The following is a 23251-nucleotide window of genomic DNA, read 5'->3' on the forward strand; positions in this document are numbered from 1 at the left end:
AAAAACATCTTGTATTCGATTGATTATCAAATAACTAATATTTAGAGTAGTAGAATCGCATTGTTTTGATAATCAATTGAATACGATTTTTTAACGGAGTAATGTTTAAAGTAAAATACTTTTATCGTTCTTAAAGTTTAAAATTAATCATCTAATAATTCAATTTCCTCATGAGAGAAACTAGCAGGGATTAAATTTCTTTGGGCAAAATTACACCACTTGCAATGAGCTTCACCACAGCCCTCAGCAAAGCGATGATTTATAATATTATCATAAACTTGTTGGATCATTTTTTTTACCAAATTGACTTCTTTGGTGTCAAAGGTGATGGATTTATTGGGAAAAACACCCTCTTCATTAGGAGTCAAATAGTCAATTTCTGCCGATCGTACCTTATAAGAGGTTAAGTTTGAGTTTTCTAATAAAATTTTATAAAAAATCAATTGCCGCCAGTAGATTCCTCCATAAGGATTGGATTTGGTAGGCGAGTTGAGGCGACGATCTTGTAATTTTCCTGTTTTATAATCAACCACATGGATTTTTTTTCCATGAGTATGGGGCAAAAACAAAAGCTTGTCAATGGTGCCCGTTAAGGGAACGCCTTTCCATTCAACATTTCGTAGTGGCTTCTCTGTTAGAATGGTTGCTTCTTGTAGCAATTTATTCCAGTCTTCTTTACGAGCTTTGTAATAGAGGGGAAGGTGGCGTTGCCCTAATTCCAAACGTTCTTTATAAATCCTATTACTTAGAAAAATGCGTTGATTTTTCATTTCAAACCTAAAAATATCTAAGAGTTGATCAATCTCTGGCAGTTGGTTTTCATTTTTGCGAATAGCAATGTTAAAAATTCGATTGAGCGAATTGTGAATGGCTGTCCCATAAGCTGCCTCAACACTAGATAAGGAAGGAACCCTAAGGATATACTCATAGTAAAAACTTAAAGGACAATAGATATAACTGTTCATTGCCGAGATGCTCAATTTAAATCCCTCTAATAAACTATCTAACATTGCTGTGCTCAGAAGTGGTATTTGGGGTTTGGGAGGAGCTTGCTCTAATAATAATAATTGCCAATCTTCGGATAAAAAGACCTCTTGTTCACTAAATACAATTGATGGATTATGAGCTTGCAACAATTCATCAATAAAACAAGCCTTAGTTTGCAATTTATGATTGGTGTTGTATTGAAAATAGGATATTTGTAGCGATTTTTTTGCACGGGTCATTGCTACATAAAATAGACGGCGAGCTGCTTCTTGTGCATCCGTTTCATTGGAATAGGTCAAGGTATCAGGAAAGGCAAAATGTTTACCAGCACTACTACGAGGTTCCCAATAGTCTTTTAGACCATTAATCATAAAAACATATTCAAATTCTAGTCCTTTTGCTGAATGTGCTGTGATTAAATTGACACCATCTTCTGCTTGACGAAGCTGAAACAAGCCCATTCCTATTCTATTCGCCTCCATCTGATCCAACAAAATCAGCAAATGATTCAGACTTATTTGTTGATTTTTGGCCGTTTCTTGTTTGACAAATTCAAATAATGTACCGACAACCTGTGTTAACCATGCTTTTTGTTTGTGTGTAGCAATAAACTGTATTAAGCCACTTTTGTTGATGATGTATTCGAACAGTTGAGGTAAACTAAAACTTTTATATTGGTGAATACTATTGTCTATAAAATCGGAAAAACGAATTAATTGTGGGATACTTTCTAGCCCTAAAGACTCCAATAATTGTTGATCTCGGATTGTATCTCGCCACATGGGCAAGTTTTCATAAGAACGATTCTGTAATAAATTTTTGGTGCGTTTTGCCATCCAAGCGGTTAATATAGCAGCATCTTTGGCGGTTATACCCACAAAATCATAGTGCAAAAACTCAAAAAAGATGTCCTCATTGCTATAAGGCTTAGAATACTCATTGGCAATGTAGCCCATTAACTTGCGTAGGTTGTGAACAATAGGCAGTTCTAAAATATTAATTCTTCGTTTAGATTGATAGGGAATGTCTCGTTTTTCAAATAATTGAATGAGTGTATCCGCTTGCCGATGCTTGGCATAGATAATAGCAATATCCTTGAGGTTAACCCCTTTTTGTTGGAGTTGTTCTATTTGCTGAACAATTGCAATTTCTTCTTGTAATTGATTGGGGTAGGCAATAATTTGAACAGGAGCATCTATTGTTGCATAAGAAGGATTGGCTCCCAATAAGACTTTGTTAAGTTCTAGCCCTTCTATTTGGTTGATAATTCTAATTTCATTGTGTTCAATAGAGTCACGGGCTGCATCCAAAATATTTTGAGAAGACCGATAGTTTTCTTTGAGCATAATCAGCAATAAATTTTTGTAATATTGCTCATAAAAGTCGGTCATGTTTTTAACTCTGGCTCCTTGAAACTCATAAATGGATTGGTCGTCATCGCCTACTATAAATAAATTGGGGTTGTCTCCCCAATAAGCAACCAATTGCTGAACAATCGCACTTTGAGAACCATTGGTATCTTGAAATTCATCAACTAACAAATACAAATATTGTTCTTGGTAGGAGCGCAACAAAAATTCATCTTGTTCAAAGGCTTCTAACACCCACAAAATCATATCTTCATAATCGTATCGTTGACGTTCTAGTAATGCTGCTTCATATTGTTCAAATAATAAAACAGCCTCGCCCAAACGAGTCATCTTCTTTAGGATATTTTGAAATTGGGCTTCTTTTAGGTCTCCCTTTTTAAAATTACCAGCATTTCTTTTATAGCGCATCTCTGGGCGTTTGGGCAAAAATGCTAAATAATTTTGGATGTGTTGCTGTATAAAATCACTAGGCCAACGTTCTGCTTTCATTCGCTTAAATAAATCAGCAAGGTGTTGTTCATAGTGATAAGGATCTCGTTGATTCATTTTGAGAGAATGCTCAACATCCAGTTCATTAATTATATTCCGAATAATTTCTATTCGTTCTAAATCCGAGAGAGGCTCTAGGTCATGTCGCCCAAAAACTTCTAGGTTTTCTTGAATGACTTTGTTACAAAAAGAATGAAAAGTATAGATATGAACTCGATGTGCTTCTGGTCCTATAAAGTCCAACAAACGCTGTCGCATGGCATTTACAGCAGCATCCGTAAATGTTAAACACAATATATTATGGGCTTGTGCATCTGTTGTTAACAGAATCTGACCAATACGTGCTGTTAGGATGTGTGTTTTGCCTGTACCTGGTCCAGCAATGGCAATAACAGGACCTTCTGTTTCAGTAACTGCCTTCATTTGAGCAGCGTTCAACTGAGAAAGAATTTTTTGGAAGTGTAGGTTGTATTCTTTTTGAGCCATATATCTATTGTGGTGTTAATTCTAATCCCTTGTAACAGCTACGAAAGGAGCTATTTTTACTTAACAAAGTACTAAAATAATGAAACAAAAAGATAAAGAAGCATATCCATTTTAAATAAGGACAAAAAAGAATAAGAATAGACTTGTCTTTAGCACTCAATCGATCAATCTCTTAGGGGGAAATTTTGTTGTACACGTTCGTTGGAATTTATCCGCAATCTTAATGTTATATGGCACTTATAGTAGGAAGTGTTGATGGTATAAAAAGATAATGAATTATTTATGAATGTTTGTTGTTGTTAGGTTATGTATATAATTTATTTCATTTTATTGATTTGATAACCAGTTTGATAGAAAGACAATGAAACCTAAGGAAAAGAATAAAAGAGCATCATATAGGATAACGATCTTAATATTTACAATAAGTTTGATTTTGATGGGGAAGCAGGCTGTCAATGCCCAAGTATCAACCAAAGAATTGATTGAATATTCTAAAAAGTATATTTATACCGATTTAGATAGTGCTACATGGTTTATTCAAGAGGCGCTAAGACAAGCTGAAAAAGAAAAGGATAGCTTATTGTGGGCTAAATCCCTAAAAATAGGAGGGGTTATTTATTATAGCAAAGGAGAATTAGAAAATGCAAGTGCTTTATTTTATAAAGCAAACTATTTCTTTAAGCGTTTAAATAAAGCTAAAGATTTGGCACAAATTCAAAATAACCAAGCGTTGATATACAGAGATTTAGGCTTGTATGATCGTGCCGCAAAATTACATTTAAGTACTTTAGAATTTTTTGAATCCGTTAAAGATACCTTACGGATTGGTCAGGTTTACAATAACTTGGGAATTGTATACCAACGAATCAAAGATTTGGATTTAGCCTTAACGTATTATAATAAAGCTTTAATGTTCAATAAATATATGGATGCAGGAACCCTAGGTGCTCTATTTTTGAACAAAGGAATCATTTATGATTTAAAAGATCAAAATAAACAAGCTCTAGTTTATTACCTAAAAGCCTTAGATTATTACCAGAGTGTCAACTATGTAGAAGATGTCATAGGCATTTATATCAACATTGCTGCATTACATATAAAAGCAACTAGACTTGATTCTGCGCTTTATTATCATCAAAAAGCGGATCAAGAAGGAGCCTCTTTTGTTCAGTACAATCCTTTATATTATGGTCAATTGGGCGAAATTTATTACAAAAAAAAAGAATATAAAAAGGCCTTGGAGCATTTGAATAAGGCTTATTTGTTAAAGAAGGAAAATGGCGTAAAATTTAACTTAAGAATAATATTGCGTTGGTTGCGTGAGACTTATATGGAGTTAGGGCAATATGAAGACGCTCTAAAATATACTATTGAAGAAAAAGAACTGCAAGACAGTTTGTATCAAATGGAGCGCATAAAGTTGGTGCAAAGCTTAGAAATTCAATATAATGTAGAAAAAAAAGAACAACAAATTGTCAGCCTTAACGATAGCTTAGTTTTGGCAAAAAATCAAAAGCTATTAGCCGATAAAGAACTGGTTATTCAAAAAATTCATCGGAATGTTTCTATTTTGGGGATAGGAATTTTGTTGATATTTATTGGGTTGATTATTAATAGAATGCGAATTCGGAAAAAACTATTCTTAGTGCGTGAAGCCAGTCTAGAGCAACAGCATAGAATTTCAGAGTTGGAACGAAAACAACTTCAAGCAGATTTGGAGCATAAGTCACGAACGTTAAGTAATTTGGCTTTGTCCGCTATTCAAAAGAATGAAATGTTGGATACCTTAGATGAAAAATTACAAATGCTTGTACAGAAAGATCAGCAAGCATCTTTGGCGATTAAGCCTATTCAAAAAATGTTAAAAGAACAGGTGTCGATAGAAGAAGATTGGAATCAATTTAAGGTACATTTTGAAGAGGTACATCCTGAATTTTATAAAAAATTACTCGCAATTTCGACAACTTTAACTCAAAATGATCTTCGGCATTGTACCTATATTAAAGTAAAATTAGAAAGCAAGGAAATTGCACGAATTATGGGGATTTCTCCTAAGAGTGTACAGATGTCTCGTTATAGAATCAAGAAAAAATTACAATTGGATAGGAAAGAAGATTTATTTGTTTTTATTGAACGCTTGTAGCCTCCTTCAAAAAATATTTTTTAGTAGACGTAAAAAAAGAGCAGGTGGCTCTAAGACCACCTGCTTGCTATAGGGAGTTTTGGCTCAACTAAGAATCCGTTTATTCCCAACAAGACCATGCACAGTGAGCAGCAGTTCCTCCATAATATAAAGCACAACCAGCTACTACTACACAACAAGGATTATAAGGCCCTGGAGCAGGGAGACAACAACTAACAGAACTACCACAGAAAGAGGTTAACCCTGATAAAATAGCTGTAACTCCATAAGGTCTAATACAATCAAAAAAGCATTGTGTATTAACTCCTCTATAAGCACTTGAACTTAACTCTGAAGGATATTGCTTGCTTAGTTTTCCTTTGTTGAAGGCTGTTTTAATAGCGCTAATATCCTCTACGGTTTTGTATTCAACAATTCCAGTGTATCCCTCGTCTATTAAGTCCTCTGAAGGCAAATCCATATTATTGATAAAAGCATGAAAGTCCGCTTTTTTCTCATTGTATGCAGCTACTAATAAAGAAAGTGTTTTTTCACTGCCATTATCAATTGGAACAAGGATTAGAGGGAGTGTTTCTTCGTCATCATAGGTAATTATCGTTGCGCCATCCCACAACAACTGCCCTGCTTTGGTATTGTAGCGTTGAACATCTTCAGAGGCTTTTAAGCCTATCAGTATCGGATCATCTTCAGCCAAAGGGGTTGATGTAGATTCAGCATTGAATTCTTTGGCTTGTGTAACAACAGGGCTTTTTTTAGGTGGAATAAGTTCTTTTTCAGTACAAGACTTAATCGTAATGGCTAAAAAAAAGACGGCAACGAATCCCAATAGAGGGAATTTACATTTAGAAAAAATCATAATTAGAGTTTTAAAATTGGTAATTAAAAAAATAGGTTAATAAAATTTGTAATTGTTGACTACCAGCACGTATTCCAGTATTTGTGTTCTCTTTGAACATAAGAACCATTAAAGTCCCAACAACTTCTCCATCTTCCTTTCCATTCACAGCACCACATGGTAGCTGGATTTAAGCAATTGGGACCATTAGAATTCCAGTAGTAATAATGCCACCAAGGAGTACATGCTCCACGACTTTTAATTGTTTCTTCTATCTGGAGCGAATTTTTTGAGAATCTAGCTAGCTCTGTTATTTCAGATGCAGATAAATATTGCTTCAATGAAGGTGTTAAAAATGTTTGCCCATTTTTAAGCTTGTTGTTAATAGCATCGTATTTCCCTATTTTTTTTAGGTATAATGCTATAACAAGATTTTTTTCAAATTTTTTTTCGTCACTAGAATTTAGACCTTCTATTATGCTAGCTTGGGATTCTAGTGTTTTTTCTCCAAAGCCTTTAGGTAGGAGATAATGACGAAGGGTTACTTTAGACGTTTGATGGTTTTGAGTTACTTCTGAAGGCAATGGAGGTTCTTTTTCGCAAGAAATAACAAGGGCGGCTAAGGCTATTACTAGGAATAAACCAAAGAATAAAAATTTGGATCTTAAAGACTTCATAACTTTGTGTTTTAAGAAGGATGAAAAATAATTTTTTTTTTGTGTGAATAGTTATTGAAAATGATTGGATATGTAAAAGGCACATGAACAACCATTTGTTGATGCTAATAACGGAGGAATAGAAAAAAAATCCTACTAAAGCCCTTATACAAAAGCTCTACATAGGGGTACTACAAAGCTACTACGATGGTTTTTAGTTGATTGAAATTCAGTGTGTTGTAGTGAGTGTTGTTTTGGAGCGTATTCTATTTTTTTGTTTGTTGCAAAAAAAATATGTCAAAAATTACTTGGAGTAGGTTTGTTTAGGATAAGCTAACAACATGTTAAAAATTTTAAAACAGAGGAATAAAATTTGGCAAATTGCTCCAAGAATCGAAACCTTTGAACGATTCGTTATTTTTATCGTTTCATAATTTTTTATGGAGAACCCAATAATAATTCAAATGATCTTTGCGTAATTTTATCTTTTTTGTAGAATTACATTTTTTGAGACCAATAGAGGAATCTTACTCAGGGCTGATTTGGAGGAATTTCAAACATGCATCTAATTTCAATACATCTTAATAGTGAACAATATTATAAATAGATTAAAGCAGTTTTCTTTTTTTGATACCTTCAAACACATTAGCACCTATTTTTCTGGAGCTATTTTAGTGCATTTATTGGGAGTGGTGACCTTGCCTGTTTTTACAAATTATCTTACAACAGAAGAATATGGGATTGTCAATGTCTTTATCACTTATTTGACAACAATAGGAGTCCTAATGACTTTTAATTTGCATTCCTCCGTTTCTAGGTATTATTTTGAAAAAGAGAGCAATGATTTTGATACGTTTTTAGGGACGATGTTTATTACCGTAAGTGTTGTTTTCTTTTTTTTAGGAACCCTTCTTTTTATATTTAGAGAACCAATCGCAGAGTATCTAAATATACGTTCCCATTTAATCAAATGGCTTCTCTTAACTGCTTACTTAATCGTTGTTTATAATTTTTTTGCTCAAATACAGATTGCCACCAAACAAAGTAAGCAATACATAACGCTACAGGTTGCTTGGCAGTATGGGAAATTTGCACTTACATTAATAGGATTAATCTACTTGACAGGAGTAATTTATACCCCAACGAATGAGCCACATAGTTATACTTTTATGGGGAAAATTATAGGAGAATGTATCGGGACAGGACTTATTGCAGCCTATGCTTTTAAGCAGATTTATCGTTATATGTCTTTCAAAAAACTGTCGTTTAGTTATGTAAAATATGCCTTAATTTACTCTATCCCTTTGGTTCCTTTTACATTAAGTAATCAAATCTTAACCTTTTTTGACCAATGGTATATTAACTCTACGATTGGAAATGCTGAAGTGGGACAGTATGCATTTGCCTACAAAATAGGCATGATCTATTTGGGATTAGTTATAGCATTAATCAATGGAGCTAGACCCAGCTACTATGAGTACATGGATCAAAAAAAATACAAAGAAGTTTGGCAGCAGATTGATAGCATGACCAAGTTATTAGTTTTGGGAGGTGGGTTCTTAATTTTATTTGCTGTAGATGCAGGAACCTTACTTTCGTCTAGTGATGTGTTTTTGGAAGCCTTACCTATTGCTCCTGTTATCGTGGGAGGTTATGTGTTTTATGGAATTAGCCTATTTGCCAATCGAGGTATTTATTATAAAAAGAAAAATATTTATTTGGCAGTTATCGTACTAACGAGCGGAATTGCAAATATATTTTTGAATAGTTATTTTATTCCTAGATATGGTTATGAAGTGGCAGCTTATACAACATTAGCTTCTTATTTTATGATGATGGTACTTTCTATACTATTTACAACCTATATTCTTAAATTGCCACCATTACCATTAGGTCGAATCCTAAAATATATTGTACTTTTAGGGCTTATTATTGCCCTTAATTATACAGTAGGTGAACCCAATTTGGGACTAGATTTTAAGTGGATTGTTTTTAAAGCCATCTTATTTGGAGTTTTGGGGCTTGCTTTATTCTATGATAAGTTGGGGATAATTCTGGCTAAAGAGCCAATGGATAGCGATATTTTAGATCAATAAAATAGTTGTGAGCAAGCAGAGAAATGAAAATTGAAAAAGCTATAAAACATGACTCAAATGATTTAACGGAATTAACTATTCGGTCAAAATCCCATTGGAATTATAGTAAAGACCAAATTGAGAAATGGCGAGATGCTTTAACAATTTCAGAAACTTACATTCTTGAGAAAGAAGTTTATAAACTCATGAATGGAAATGATTTAATTGGCTATTACTCATACTGTGAAATAAATGATCGGGGCGTGAAATTGGAGAATTTATTTATTGAGCCTAAATTTATCGGAAAAGGATTCGGCAAAATGCTAATGGTTGACTTTTTACAGCGGATTCGAAAGACCAAATTTGAAAAAATTCTTTTAGATGCTGATCCGAATGCAGAAAAGTTCTATGAACAATTTGAATTTAAGACAATTGGACAGTTAAAAACTTCAATTAAAAATAGATTTCTACCAATCATGGAACTAAAAATAAAGCCAGCTAACAACAAGGGGGAGGGGGCTATCAATAAAAATATAAAGTAAAAAAATTGGCTAAGTGCTAGTCTTAAAGTTTAGTACGCTACATAGCCAGAACGATATAACTATAGCAAGTTTAATTCATAATTAATAAATCGTAATTCACAATGTTAAAAGCAAATAATCCAGCATTAAGTTCTTGGATTGCTGTATCAGCAGACAGCGATTTCCCAATTCAAAATATCCCATTTGGTGTGTTCAAAACAGCGGAAAAAGCACCAAGATTAGCCACAATCATTGGCGATACACTAATTGATTTGGCAGAATTGTCAAAGGCGGGCTACTTTTCTGCTTTAGACATAGATACTGCTGTTTTTAGCCAAACTTATATTAATGATTTTATGGCATTGGGAAAAGCTACGACAAGAGCTGTTCGCAATAGAATTTCTGATTTATTTGAAAGCAACAACACCGAATTGGCGGGTGATACACAAGCCTTGGCAGCCATTCTGCACAACATAAAAGAAGTAGAGATGTTAATGCCTGTTCAAGTAGGGGATTACACGGATTTTTATTCTAGTAGAGAACATGCTACTAATGTTGGTACCATGTTTAGAGATCCTGATAATGCTTTGTTGCCAAACTGGTTGCATTTGCCTGTTGGTTATCATGGACGTGCATCTTCAATTGTTGTTTCTGGAACAGAAATTCATCGCCCCAAGGGACAGCAGCGCCCAGACGATAGCCAACCACCAGTATATGGCCCTTGTAAGTTGTTAGATTTTGAGTTAGAAATGGCCTTTGTGATTGGTCAATCTACCAAAATGGGACAAAGTATATCGACAGCAGAAGCAGAAGATTATATTTTTGGCTTGACTTTATTTAATGATTGGTCGGCTCGTGATATTCAAAAGTGGGAATACATTCCTTTAGGACCTTTTTTGGCAAAGAACTTTGCTTCAACAGTATCTCCTTGGATTGTTACCTTAGATGCTTTGGAAGCTTTCCGCACAGAAGGGTATGAGCAAGATCCTGAAGTATTGCCTTACTTAAAATACGAGGGCAACAATAATTACGATATTAACTTGCAGGTTGCTATTCAGCCAGAAGGCGGAGCTCCTCATGTTGTGTGCAACTCTAATTTTAAGCACATGTATTGGACCATGACACAGCAATTGGCTCATCATACGGTAAATGGTTGTAATGTCAATGTAGGGGATATGTGTGCATCTGGAACTATTTCTGGACCAACACCAGATAGTTATGGTTCTATGCTAGAGATCTCATGGAGAGGAACCAAACCTGTTGAAATGCCTGATGGAACACAGCGTAGATTTATTAACGATGGCGATACGGTGATTATGAAAGGTTGGGGAGAAGCAAATGGTGTTCGTATTGGTTTTGGAGACTGCTCTGGTAAACTATTACCTGCATTATAAATATAGGCTATAATATAAAAAGCGTTTAGGGGGCTTTCCCTAAACGCTTTATTTTTTTTCCAAAAAACAATTCACGTTGAAATCAGTAATAAAGTTTTTAGCTTTTTTGGCAGTAGGTCTTGCTATCTTATATTTTGTTTACGTTAACCAAGCAGCAGGCTATCAGTTGGAATGCCAATGCAAAACGGGGCAGGCTTGTGAAGTTACCTTACTTCAAAAGATTATGAATGACTTTAAGGGAACCAATCCTTTTTGGCTAGTAATGATTTTATTGGCTTTTATGGTAAGCAATATCAGCCGTGCATTGCGCTGGAATCAATTAATTGAACCGCTTGGCTATCAACCTAAAATCTTTAATACATTTTTTGCAACGATGGTAGGATATATGGTCAATCTAGCCTTGCCACGTGCTGGCGAAATTGCCAAACCTGCAACAGTGACTCAATATGAAAAAATCCCATTAGAAAAATTAGTAGGGACTATTGTTGTTGATCGAGCATTTGATGTTATGATGCTGTTATTGGTTACAGGATTAACATTTTTGACGCAGTTCAATCATTTGTACAACTTCTTGTTTGGAGCGGGCAAACCTTCGGCAGAATGCCTGCATCCTATTGCAGAAACAACAACATCGGCGGGATTTCCTTGGTTGCTTGTATTGCAAATTATGGTTGGTTGTGGAATTTTGGTGGCTCTTGTTATTCTAATAAAATGGAAAACAATAAAAGAAACAGCTATTGCTAAAAAAATTATTGCTTTAATTAACAACTTTATTGCTGGAGTAAAAACGGTATCTCAACTCAAAAACCCGTTGATGTTCTTTGTACACACCATGATTATTTGGTTAATGTACTATCTGATGTTATACCTTTGTTTCTTTGCCTATGGACCAACCATGGGATTATCGCCTTTGGCAGCCTTGTTGGCGTTTACATTTGGTACTTTCGGAATGGTTATTCCATCTCCTGGAGGTATGGGAACATATCAGATCGCCGTTACGGCTGCACTTGTAATTTACGGAATTGCAGAGGCCGATGCCTTTGCGTTTTCTAATATTATGTTTTTTACAATTACCATATTCGGAAATGTATTCTTTGGCTTATTAGCCTATATTGTATTACCTATTTATAACAGAGGTTATGAGCCCGTTCTTCCAGAAAATCACTAATAAAATCCAAGATTGGGCAGATGCCAAAACAACTGTTGAGGCTTGGCAGCAACAAAATGAACAAGTCGTATTTACCAATGGTTGTTTTGATTTAATTCATTATGGGCATTTATTTTATTTAGCGGAGGCTGCCTCTTTGGGGCAAAAACTGGTGGTCGCTCTCAACTCAGAGCAATCGATTGGTCGCTTAAAGGGAGAACACCGCCCCATTAAAGATAGTCTTAGCCGTTTACATTTGATGGCGAGCCTTCAATTTGTCGATTTAGTTGTAGAATTTAGCCAAAATACTCCTTTAGAACTAATTACAGCACTCCAACCTGATATTCTCGTAAAAGGAGGAGATTGGGCACCCCATGAAATTATAGGAAGCGAGGTTGTTTTAGCAAAGGGGGGGCGTGTACAGTGCTTGACTTTTGTAGAAGGATTTTCTACCACCCAATTAGAACAAAAAATTATTAGGAATTACAACAAATAACTCCCTAAGTACAACTTGTACGAATAGAAGTAAACATGAGGTATTGGTCTTATATGACAGTGCCTCATGTGCATTTATAGACTAAATGCAGCCCTACTTCTGCATCGCATATAAATATATTGGATTAAAATAATGAGAACCAAAAGCTATGTAGTACTTTTGTTTTTTCTATTCCAAAGAATAATATTTTTTTCTATCCTAACAGTACAATTAATCAATGAAATATATCATATCATCTATTGCACTTTTATTTCTTTTGTTGTCTTGTAAAAAAGACTCTAATAATGTTAAAAGTTCAATTGAAGTAAATTTAGAGGATGCTGTTATCCAGCAGATTTTCAATTTTCAGAATAAACGCAATACCAATGCATTGCTCTCTTATTTAACGGTAGAAAATCCAACCCATAGATATTTGGCTGCAATGGCTTTTGGCTCAGTCCAAGATACACTTGCGATCAAAGATTTGGTGAATTTGCTAAAAGATGATTATGAAGAGGTACGATACGCAGCAGCTTATGCACTTGGGCAAATAAAAAATACGAAGGCAGCACTTCCTCTTGCTAATGCATTTGGGGAAGATACTTCTCGATTAGTTCAAGCTGGAATCTTAGAAGCGATTGGTCGATGTGGAACCGAAGACCACCTAAAATATTTGAGTGTAACCCGTCCGTACCCCATTCAAGATAGTATTTTGTTAGAAGGGCAAGCTACGGCTATTTATCGTTTTGCGCTTCGAGGGTTTGTTCACAAAGAGGGAACAACAAAAATTATGAATGACTTTATGGCCAATTCGTTGATGTCGTCAAAAGCACGTTTTATAGCTGCTAATTATTTGGCTAGAACAAAAGGAATCAATTTGAGTGGTTATGAAAATGTATTAATAAACAATGTTTCTGAAGAAAAAAATCCTAATACACTGATGTTTTTAGTGACGGCATTAGCCAAAAGTAAAACGCAACGAGCACTGAAAACACTCAAAAATATTTATCCAAATCAAAAGGATTATCGCATTAAATGTAATATCCTACGCAGTTTAAAATATTTTGCTTACGATTCTGTCAAAACAGTAGTTTTTGATGCATTACAAGATACTAATTTGCATGTAAAAGTTACGGCTGCCGAATATTTATATCATAATGGGACGGACTTAGATGCGGGTAAATATTATACCCTAGGCACTAAGCATCAAAATTGGCAAGTGCGTACCAAGTTATTGGGGGCTGTGCTGCACAACTTATCTTATTTAAAACCCAAAACAAAAGCGTTTTACAGTGCCAATATGATTGCATTATACAAAAAGTCCGAAAATATATACGAACAAGCAGCTTTACTTAAAGCATTGGGAAATAGTTCTTGGAATTATCGTTTTATTTCTAATGCTATTTTTCCTGCAACAGATACCACCAATATTCCTGAAGTGATTCGCTCAAGTGGAACGGAGGCTTTAGTATTGTTAAGAGAATCGCCGTATTATGCTAAAGAATTGGGCTTGTCAAGAGCACGAATCAATGCAGAAATAAATGTATTGTTAAAACGATGTATTGATGAGGGCGACCCTGCCATGCAAGCCATTGTTGCCAATCTGTTGACCAATGAAGAAATGGACTTTAAAGCGATTTTTACAGATGCTCAATTTTTGAAAGAAGCTCAAAGTAAATTATCGCTCCCTAGAAACATAGAAACGCATAACATCCTTCAAAAAGCGATTAACTTTATTGAGGGGCGTCCTAATGCTCCTATAAACAACCAATCAAGTTCTTTTACGGAAATAGATTGGCCATTAATTCGGGTATTAAAAGATAATCATAAAATAACGATAAGAACTTCTAAGGGGATTATCAAACTAAAATTGCAGCCAGAGGTTGCTCCTGCAACAGTGACTCAATTTGTGCATTTAGCCAAAGCAAAATATTATGACAATAAACCATTTCATAGAGTTGTTCCTAATTTTGTTGTGCAGGGAGGTTGTTCTCGAGGAGATGGTTGGAGTGGTTTTGATGTGACGGTTGTTTCTGAATTTAGTAACGCTGTTCGTTATCATGACGAAGGATGGGTAGGAATGGCATCCGCAGGCAAAGATACAGAGAGTGCGCAATTTTTTATTACACATGCTCCTACACCGCATTTAGACGATAATTATACCATTTTTGCAAAAGTTATCGAGGGAATGAATGTAGTACATCAATTACAGGTTGGAGACAAAATTATCTCTATTGATATTAATTAGCAGAATACAAATAGTCCGCTATTTCTTTACGTTTAGCGGACTATCAATAAATTACTAAACTTTGGAGAAGTACTGTATTCATAAGGTGAACGAAACGAACCTTTCTGCTTTTACGAATTCAAAAATGAGAACCGTATTAAACTTATGTTACTGTCTAATAGACGCATTGCTTGTAAATAATTTTAATTTTTTCATGTCATATCCCTACTTATGTTATATTCTATTGAATTGTAGCTAATGAGCTTCAAATTCATAAATACTTTTCTATCTTTGCTTTTTCAAAAAAGCATCTACCCTACTTTTTTTTGTCATCACTTATTTTTGAATTTAATAATCATGGGAAATAACATCCACCCAATTTTTGATCGATTGCTTCAACGTACAGATAGAGAAAATCGTTTAGGGCAAAAGAGCAAAGTTTTATGGTTAACGGGTTTATCTGGATCTGGAAAAAGTACGATCGCACAACATTTGGAACGAAAACTCTATAATAATGGCTTTTTCGCTCAAGTTCTAGATGGCGATAATATCCGTTCGGGAATTAATAACAACCTAGGTTTTAGTTTGGATGATCGAACAGAAAATATTCGACGAATATCCGAAATTGCAAAACTATACTTAGAAAGTGGCGTTATAACAATCAATTCATTTATAAGTCCAACTCGTTCTATTCGCCAAATGGCAAAAGACATTATAGGGGCTGAAGACTTTATTGAAATTTATATCAATACTCCTCTAGAGATTTGTGAAGCTAGAGATGTAAAAGGCCTATATCAAAAAGCCCGAAAGGGAGAGATTAAAGGCTTTACAGGTATTGATGCCCCTTATGAAGCTCCCCTTAATCCTGATGTTGAAGTAAAGACAGCTAATTTGACCATTGAAGAGTCGGTTGATCTAATTTACAATCATCTATCAGAAATTATTCGCATAAAATAAATACTATTATTCTATAGTTTGTGCATTAACTACCCCACTCAAACTATTCTATCTTTATAAATTATAATTTGCAACGTATGAACTATCATCTAAGCCACTTGAGAGAGTTGGAAGCAGAATCAATTTTTGTCATAAGGGAAGTTGCTGCTCAATTTGACAAACCTGTATTAATGTTTTCGGGGGGTAAAGATTCTATCCTAATGACTTATTTGGCTCAAAAGGCATTTTACCCTGCTAGAATCCCCTTCTCTCTATTACACATAGATACAGGGCACAACTTTTCAGAAACCATTGAATTTAGAGATAAATTAGTTGAACGCCTTGGTGTAAAACTAATTGTTGGATCAGTACAAACAGCAATAGATACTGGTTTGGTTACAGAAGAAAAAGGTTACAATGCAAGTAGAAATAGCTTGCAAACAGCTGTTTTGCTTGATGAGCTAGAAAAAGGGCAATTTGATGCAGCAATGGGGGGCGCTCGACGAGACGAAGAAAAGGCTAGAGCCAAAGAACGTTTTTTCTCGCACCGAGATGAGTTTGGGCAATGGGATCCTAAGAATCAACGCCCAGAATTATGGAATATATTTAATGGAAAAAAACATTTCGGAGAACACTTTCGAGTATTTCCAATTAGTAACTGGACCGAATTAGATGTTTGGCAATATCTCATGTTAGAAAATGTGCCTTTGCCTAGCTTATATTTTGCACATAAAAGAAAGTGTTTTGAGCGCAATGGTGTTATTCTAGCAGCTTCTGATTATATCAACATGAAACCAGAAGAAAAAGCGGCGACCGAAGAACGATTAATTCGTTTCCGTACAATTGGAGACATTACTTGTACTGGAGCAGTGAGTTCTGATGCTGATACAATGGAAAAAATTGTTGCTGAAGTTGCTGCAACTCGTGTTACTGAACGAGGTGGAAGATCAGACGATAAGCGTTCTGAAACGGCAATGGAAGATAGAAAAAAACATGGATATTTCTAATTTGATCATTCGTTCCTTTAGCTGAAACGGCTCGTTTTTGCTTTTTTATGGTTATAGTTTTATGCCTCTTTAGCAGCAGCAAGCTGTTGGAGCAAAAATGATATAGCGGTTTTGTGCTTAGGTAGTGCCGCTAAATAAGCAGTACAGCTAATTAAAAAATGTGAATAATCAACTGCGAATAACAATTTCGTAGTTATCTAATATAAAAATTATGATAGAACAAAAGACAGAGCTATTGCGCTTTACAACCGCAGGTAGTGTAGATGATGGCAAAAGTACCTTAATTGGTCGTTTACTCTATGATAGCAAATCTATATTTGAAGATCAGTACGATCTAATAAAAGAAACCAGTGAACGTAGAGGGGAAGAAGGGGTTAACTTGGCTTTGTTAACCGATGGTCTAAAAGCAGAAAGAGAGCAAGGAATAACAATTGATGTTGCTTATCGTTACTTTGCAACACCAAAACGCAAATTCATTATTGCGGATACTCCTGGTCATATTCAGTATACTAGAAATATGGTTACGGGAGCATCTACTGCTAATGCTGCTCTAATTTTGATCGATGCTCGCCACGGAGTGGTAGAGCAGACTCGTCGTCATTCATTTATTGCATCTTTGTTGCAGATTCCTCATTTGATCGTCTGTATCAATAAGATGGATTTGGTAGATTATAAAGAAGATGTCTATGAAAAAATCAAAACTGATTTTTCCAACTTTGCTTCTAAATTAGACATTAATGATGTTGATTTTATTCCTATTTCTGCTTTGTTTGGAGATAATGTGGTCAACAAGTCTGAAAACATGCCTTGGTATGGTGGTTCAACATTGTTGTATGCGCTAGAAAATGTTCACATTGCTAGTGATCATAATTTTATTGACTGTCGTTTCCCTGTCCAGCATGTGATTCGTCCCAATACAGATGATTATCACGACTACAGAGGTTATGCAGGACGTGTTGCTGGAGGTGTCTTGAAAAAAGGGGATAAAGTGGTTGTACATCCTTCTGGTTTTTCTTCTAAAATTGCAAAAATCAACACATTTGATGGAGAAATAGAAAAAGCTTATCCTCCAATGTCTGTTACGCTTTTGTTGGAAGACGATATTGATGTGAGTAGAGGAGATATGATTGTTCGAGAAAACAATCAAGCTACTGTAACCCAAGATTTGGATATTATGGTTTGTTGGTTTAATCCTAAGGCATTACAATTGCGTGGGAAATATACCATTTTGCACACCACTCAAGAAGCTCGTTGTGTAATTAAGAATATTCGTTACAAATTAGACATCAATAATTTGACTAGAAACGAAGAAGATAAGAATATAGGGATGAACGATATTGCTCGTATAGTCATTCGTACCACTAAGCCATTATTTGTTGATCCTTATCGCAAAAATAGGATTACAGGGGCTTTGATTTTTGTGGATGAAGGAACCAATGAAACCGTTGGTGCAGGTATGATTATCTAGTTTGATTTGGATCGTATTGTATTCAAAAACAACTTATTTTGCATAAAAAAAGAGGTGCTGTTTTTTATAACAGTACCTCTTTTTTATCTTTTAGTTATGTTTTTCTAGGCTTCTTTTTTGCAGCGGGAAACAAAACATTATTTAAGATCAGGCGATAGCCCGCAGATTGTTTGTGTAACTCTAAGTCTGTCGGAGGGTCATGTACAAAATGGCGATAATCTTCAGGATCATGACCACCATAAAAACTCCAAAAACCTTTCTGAAACGTTCCATGTATATAGCGAGCTTCACTGGCTGGTTTATTTTCACCAAGAATGAGCACATTAGATTTTATTTGACTTTTTCTAAAGGCAGTAGTTTGTCCCATAAAACCTTTGACCGTTTTGGTATGAGATTGAGTTAACATTGTTGGAACAGGATCCCATTTGGCAGAAAAATCAAATAAGGTAAAATAATCGACATCATCTTTTACTCGTCTTGGTGGAGAAGTTAATGGCGAAGCATCAATGTTTGAAAATTCATATTTCAAAGGATCTCTAACTAATTTAAAATCTTTGAAAGCGAAGGTATTATTAAAATTTAATTTATTCTGAGCTTGTGGGTCGGGCGCATCACCATCATACATGTAGTCACAAATATCAACACCATCTGCAGCCAGCGCAATGTCGTAGGTATCAGTAGCAGAACACATGGCAAACATAAACCCACCACCAGAGACAAATTCTCTAATTTTTTTGACAACCGCCAATTTTAATTGAGAAACCTTATCAAAACCATGTTTTTTAGCGAGCGTTTCCATTCCCCGAACATGATCTTTGTACCATTTTTGGCTACTATAATTCGCAAAGAATTTTCCGAATTGCCCTGTAAAATCTTCATGATGCAAATGCAACCAGTCGTATTCATTAAGTTTGCCCTCCAACACCTCGTCATCATAGACCAAATCGTATGGAATTTCTGCATAAGTAAGCACTAAAGTCACAGCATCGTCCCAAGGTTGTACCTCTTGCCCACGCACATTAACGGTAGGACTATAAACAGCTACTTTGGGAGGAACTTCTAATTTCATCGCTTCCATATTGACCTGAGGGTCATTGATTTCATTGAGGATGCTATTAAAAGATGAAGTAGGGATAATTTTGAACGAAACCCCTCTTCGCATACATTCTTTTTTGAATATATCGTTGTATTGAAAAGCAAAACTGCCCCCTTGATAATTGAGTAACCAGTATGCTTCTTGTTTGGCAGATAAAACTTGATAAGTGATTCCATAAGCCTTCATGTGATTGGTCTGGCTCTCATCCATAGGAATCAATATATATCCTTGTGCGAATGTTCCACCTGCACTTGCTAATAGGGCAAGAAAAAAGAAGAACTGTTTGAGCATAGATGCATATATTTAAATTTAAAAGAAATTTTTGTTTAAACGTTGCCTTTGAAGATAGCAAAGTGCCAAAGCTACTTAAGCTAACACAAATTTTACTATTTATGAAGCAAGAAAAATAGGATTTGAGATATAATTGTTGATAGTAACTTGGTTTACAAATGGATGTTTTAGGTTGGTATAAAACAAAACTATCTCAACCAAACAAATTTAGCAATTCAGGTATACTTTTTACAAAGTAGCGTATTTTATTTAAAATTGTTACATCCTTAACAATTATTAACATGGATTATCTTTATTTGATTGAAGGTTAGAACCATTTAATAGTTACTTTGTTGATACTTTGATTAACAAAAGAAAGGAGGGAGGACTTCACCTTAAAGAGAATTATATTTCTACTTAAAAGGGCTGTATAAAGCATACAGATTAAAAAAAATAGAAAAAACTTTGGTTATACAATTGTAAATATCCATCTTTGCCACTGATTATAAAAACAATTACCGCAAGGTTTTTTATTGATTATTCAAAATAATAGAAGTTATGTCAACTATAACTGAACGCGTAACCAAAATTATCGCAGATAAATTAGTTATTGATGCATCTGAGGTAACTGCAGAAGCAAACTTTAAACAAGATTTAGGCGCTGATTCAATTGATTTAGTAGAGCTAATCATGGAATTTGAAAGAGAATTTGAACTCTCTATCCCTGACGAGAAAGCAGAAGAAATCCAAACTGTGGGTAATGCCATAGAGTTCTTGGAAGCAGCTATAAATAGCTAATAAAAAAGAGCTTATGTATAAGCGTTGGAGCATAAAGCTTCAACGCTTGTTCTTTTTTATAGGGTAGGTTTATTTATTTGAATATTTAGTGGATTTATTGTCCAGTAGATGTTGTATTATTGTAAATAATTTACCAAAATTTAAGAAAAAATCTTTTTGGTCTTAACAGTCTAAGCCGTGTTTATGGATATATTTTAGTTGTTGAGGCACAAGAAAGTAATATGTCTAACCACTTTGAGTTAGCATATTTTTAGTGAAACATATTATCTGTTTAACATACACAATCCCAAAAAAACTATGCAAAACAGAAGAGTTGTTGTTACTGGGTTAGGAGCATTAACACCTATTGGTAACACTGTTGACGAGTTTTGGTCTGCCTTACTAGAAGGTAAATCTGGCGCAGGCCCAATTACAAATTTTGATGCATCAAAATTTAAAACACAATTTGCTTGTGAAATAAAAGACTTCAATGTAACAGAAGTTTTAGGAGATCGTCGTTTACAAAGGCGGACAGATAAGTTTGTGCAATATGCGTTAGCTGTTGGTGACCAAGCTGTCAGAGATGCTGGTTTAGAAGATGCACCTTCTGAAATAAAAGATGAAGTTGGCGTTTTATGGTCTTCTGGTATTGGAGGGTTAGAATCATTGCAAGCTGAAATTGAAAAATTTAAAGATGGGGATGGTACCCCTCGTTTCTCTCCATTGTTGGTGCCAAAGATGATTGTAGATGCTGCTGCTGGAAATATCTCTATCCGACACAAATTTAGAGGAATTACTGCGGCTGTTGTTACTGCTTGTGCTTCTGCTACTCATGCTGCTAGTATGGCATTTGACTTGATTCGAATTGGTCGTGCCGATGTTATATTAGTTGGAGGTTCTGAGGCATCTGTAACAGAAGTTGGTGTGGGTGCTTTTGGTGCTCTAAAAGCATTATCTAAGCGTAATGACGACCCAACTATTGCTTCTCGTCCTTATGACAAAAACCGTGATGGGTTTGTATTAGGAGAGGGAGCAGGTGCAATTGTTTTGGAAGAGTATGAACATGCCAAAAAACGTGGTGCTAAAATTTATGCTGAGTTAGTTGGTAGTGCAATGACTTCGGATGCTTATCATATTACTGCTCCAGATCCTGAGGGTGCTGGTGCTGCCAAAGTAATGAATAAAGCGTTGGATTGTGCTGGCTTGACGACTAAGGATATTGATTACATCAACACACATGGTACTTCTACTCCATTGGGTGATTTGATGGAAATAACAGCAATAGAAAATGTCTTTGGAGAAGATGCTTATCGTTTGAATATTAGTTCAACTAAATCTATGACAGGGCATCTATTGGGTGCTGCTGGAGCGATAGAATCTGTTATCTGTGTGAAATCTATTTGTGAAGGAGTTGTTCCTCCTACCATTAATCATGAAGAAACAGATCCAGAAATTAATCCAAAATTGAACCTTACACCTAATGCTCCTCAGAAGCGTGAAGTACGTGCAGCATTAAGTAATAGCTTTGGATTTGGAGGGCATAATTCGACAATCATATTCAAAAAGTTTGAAGAATAATTTTATTCTTACTATATTGACAGGGTATTAAGGGATAATGCATTAATCGTAGAGTGTATTATCCCTTTTTATTGCAATTTTACTTCGTTTATTATTGTTTAATGAAAGGATAATATAAAATTTCAATCAAATTTTGTTTTTCGATTTATTGTTTTGGTAAATATTGAATTTGGAATAATATTAGTTGGAGATTCATTAAGAATGTAAAATAAATAGACACAATAATTAACTTAAAAATAGGGACTACCTCAATCAGATAAGAATTGTATTCTTTGTGTTGTTATGTATATATGTACTAACTTGATTACAATGCCAATAGTTCTGTATTGATAAATGTTCTAAAATAGGAAGTATTATTGAACATCTCCCCTGATAACCTTATACACTAAAACATCCAAAAATATATTCTGAAAACATGGATATTTGTAGTCTTTTAATTTTTAGCATAAGAACTAAAAATGACTATTTGGGAGGGTTTTATAAATAATAAGTTGTGGTAAGAAAATTTTTTAATTATACTTTATCTACGGATAAAGTTTTTGTAAGAGAACTAGCAAAAATACTAGGATTTATACCTAATAATGTACACCTGTACAAACGAGCCTTTACTCATAAATCATTAACGTCAAAGGAAGAGAAAATAAGCAAACGATACCCTACGAATAATGAACGGCTTGAATTTTTGGGGGACGCTATTCTAGATTCGGTAACTGCTGAATATTTATTTCGGAAATATCCTACCCAAGATGAGGGCTTTTTGACTCAGATGCGTTCTAAAATGGTCAATAGAAAAGCACTTAACAAAATTGCAGCACACATGGAATTGGACATATTCTTACGCCAATTGGGAGCTACTAGAATTAGCCAAACGATGATGGGAAACACATTTGAGGCTTTTGTAGGTGCAGTATATTTGGATGTGGGATACAAGCGTACGAAACATTTTATTATCAATAGAATGCTCCGCCAATACATAGATGTGCATGAATTGGAAACGGTTAATACCAATTATAAAAGTCAATTGCTCGAATACAGTCAAAAAAATCAAAAAACGATTTCTTATGATGTATTGGACCACTACAGAACTAAAAACAACAGGGAACGTTTTAAAATTGCTGTATTATTAGATGGAAAAGCTTTAGCTACTGCTGAAGATTACAGCAAAAAAAGTGCTGAGCAGAAGGCTTCTGAAAAGGCATTGATACAAATGGGAGTGCTGATTAAGAAAGAAAAATTATAAGGTTTCTAAGGCTTGTTGTTGTTAGAACCAAAATGTATTTATATTGTTCAAGTGAGAGAGCTATTGCTTTACTC

General features: G+C 34.9%; 17 protein-coding genes. 13 read left to right on the plus strand and 4 right to left on the minus strand.

Going from position 1 to position 23251, the window contains the following annotated elements:
• Positions 1-143 precede the first annotated feature (143 nt).
• The gene (locus AsAng_RS24040; protein ID WP_264789656.1) at positions 144-3332 is read right to left on the minus strand and encodes an ATP-dependent helicase; all 3189 of its coding nucleotides are present in this window, start codon (positions 3330-3332) and stop codon (positions 144-146) included.
• Positions 3333-3693: 361 nt separating this feature from the next.
• Here AsAng_RS24040 and AsAng_RS24045 point away from each other — a divergent pair, with 361 nt between their 5' ends.
• The gene (locus AsAng_RS24045) at positions 3694-5475 is read left to right on the plus strand and encodes a tetratricopeptide repeat protein (RefSeq protein ID WP_264789657.1); all 1782 of its coding nucleotides are present in this window, start codon (positions 3694-3696) and stop codon (positions 5473-5475) included.
• Between the two features lie 100 nt (positions 5476-5575).
• Here the strand turns inward: AsAng_RS24045 and AsAng_RS24050 are convergent, their stop codons facing one another.
• Positions 5576-6331, minus strand: coding sequence for a hypothetical protein (locus AsAng_RS24050; protein WP_264789658.1), 756 nt, complete (start codon positions 6329-6331; stop codon positions 5576-5578).
• A 59-nt stretch (positions 6332-6390) separates the two neighbouring features.
• Entirely contained in the window at positions 6391-6987 is a 597-nt protein-coding gene (locus AsAng_RS24055) for a hypothetical protein (RefSeq protein ID WP_264789659.1), read from the minus strand.
• Between the two features lie 566 nt (positions 6988-7553).
• Here AsAng_RS24055 and AsAng_RS24060 point away from each other — a divergent pair.
• The 9 genes from AsAng_RS24060 to cysN all read left to right on the plus strand — a co-directional run bounded on the left by AsAng_RS24060 (position 7554) and on the right by cysN (position 18216).
• Positions 7554-9062, plus strand: a complete 1509-nt coding sequence (locus AsAng_RS24060; RefSeq protein WP_264789660.1) for a lipopolysaccharide biosynthesis protein — start codon at positions 7554-7556, stop codon at positions 9060-9062.
• A 23-nt stretch (positions 9063-9085) separates the two neighbouring features.
• Positions 9086-9583 carry a GNAT family N-acetyltransferase gene (locus AsAng_RS24065; protein WP_264789661.1) on the plus strand — a complete coding sequence of 166 codons (498 nt, stop codon included), beginning with the start codon at positions 9086-9088 and terminating at the stop codon, positions 9581-9583.
• 101 nt (positions 9584-9684) lie between these two features.
• Entirely contained in the window at positions 9685-10956 is a 1272-nt protein-coding gene (fahA, locus tag AsAng_RS24070) for a fumarylacetoacetase (RefSeq protein WP_264789662.1), read from the plus strand.
• Between the two features lie 76 nt (positions 10957-11032).
• Positions 11033-12124 (plus strand): lysylphosphatidylglycerol synthase transmembrane domain-containing protein, encoded by a 1092-nt coding sequence (locus AsAng_RS24075; RefSeq protein ID WP_264789663.1) that lies wholly within the window; start codon positions 11033-11035, stop codon positions 12122-12124.
• The gene (gene rfaE2 / locus AsAng_RS24080) at positions 12096-12599 is read left to right on the plus strand and encodes a D-glycero-beta-D-manno-heptose 1-phosphate adenylyltransferase (protein ID WP_264789664.1); all 504 of its coding nucleotides are present in this window, start codon (positions 12096-12098) and stop codon (positions 12597-12599) included. The genes AsAng_RS24075 and rfaE2 overlap by 29 nt, the downstream gene beginning before the upstream one ends.
• A gap of 217 nt (positions 12600-12816) precedes the next feature.
• Positions 12817-14826, plus strand: coding sequence for a peptidylprolyl isomerase (locus AsAng_RS24085; RefSeq protein ID WP_264789665.1), 2010 nt, complete (start codon positions 12817-12819; stop codon positions 14824-14826).
• 333 nt (positions 14827-15159) lie between these two features.
• Positions 15160-15762 carry an adenylyl-sulfate kinase gene (cysC, locus tag AsAng_RS24090; RefSeq protein WP_407655349.1) on the plus strand — a complete coding sequence of 201 codons (603 nt, stop codon included), beginning with the start codon at positions 15160-15162 and terminating at the stop codon, positions 15760-15762.
• 77 nt (positions 15763-15839) lie between these two features.
• Entirely contained in the window at positions 15840-16748 is a 909-nt protein-coding gene (gene cysD, locus AsAng_RS24095) for a sulfate adenylyltransferase subunit CysD (protein WP_264789667.1), read from the plus strand.
• Between the two features lie 211 nt (positions 16749-16959).
• Positions 16960-18216: a sulfate adenylyltransferase subunit CysN gene (cysN, locus tag AsAng_RS24100; protein WP_264789668.1), complete on the plus strand. Its 1257-nt coding sequence runs from the start codon at positions 16960-16962 to the stop codon at positions 18214-18216.
• A 94-nt stretch (positions 18217-18310) separates the two neighbouring features.
• Here the strand turns inward: cysN and AsAng_RS24105 are convergent, their stop codons facing one another.
• Positions 18311-19603: an asparagine synthetase B gene (locus tag AsAng_RS24105; protein WP_264789669.1), complete on the minus strand. Its 1293-nt coding sequence runs from the start codon at positions 19601-19603 to the stop codon at positions 18311-18313.
• Positions 19604-20140: 537 nt separating this feature from the next.
• On the opposite strand from AsAng_RS24105, the gene AsAng_RS24110 reads away from it, so the two are divergent.
• The 3 genes from AsAng_RS24110 to rnc all read left to right on the plus strand — a co-directional run bounded on the left by AsAng_RS24110 (position 20141) and on the right by rnc (position 23177).
• Positions 20141-20380 (plus strand): acyl carrier protein, encoded by a 240-nt coding sequence (locus AsAng_RS24110; protein WP_052596470.1) that lies wholly within the window; start codon positions 20141-20143, stop codon positions 20378-20380.
• Positions 20381-20677: 297 nt separating this feature from the next.
• Positions 20678-21937 carry a beta-ketoacyl-ACP synthase II gene (gene fabF / locus AsAng_RS24115; protein WP_264789670.1) on the plus strand — a complete coding sequence of 420 codons (1260 nt, stop codon included), beginning with the start codon at positions 20678-20680 and terminating at the stop codon, positions 21935-21937.
• 493 nt (positions 21938-22430) lie between these two features.
• Complete coding sequence (gene rnc / locus AsAng_RS24120) at positions 22431-23177, plus strand: ribonuclease III (RefSeq protein ID WP_264789671.1); 747 nt, start codon at positions 22431-22433, stop codon at positions 23175-23177.
• Positions 23178-23251 lie beyond the last annotated feature (74 nt).

The organism is Aureispira anguillae, assembly GCF_026000115.1.
In the GTDB taxonomy this organism is placed as follows: Bacteria; Bacteroidota; Bacteroidia; order Chitinophagales; family Saprospiraceae; genus Aureispira; species Aureispira anguillae.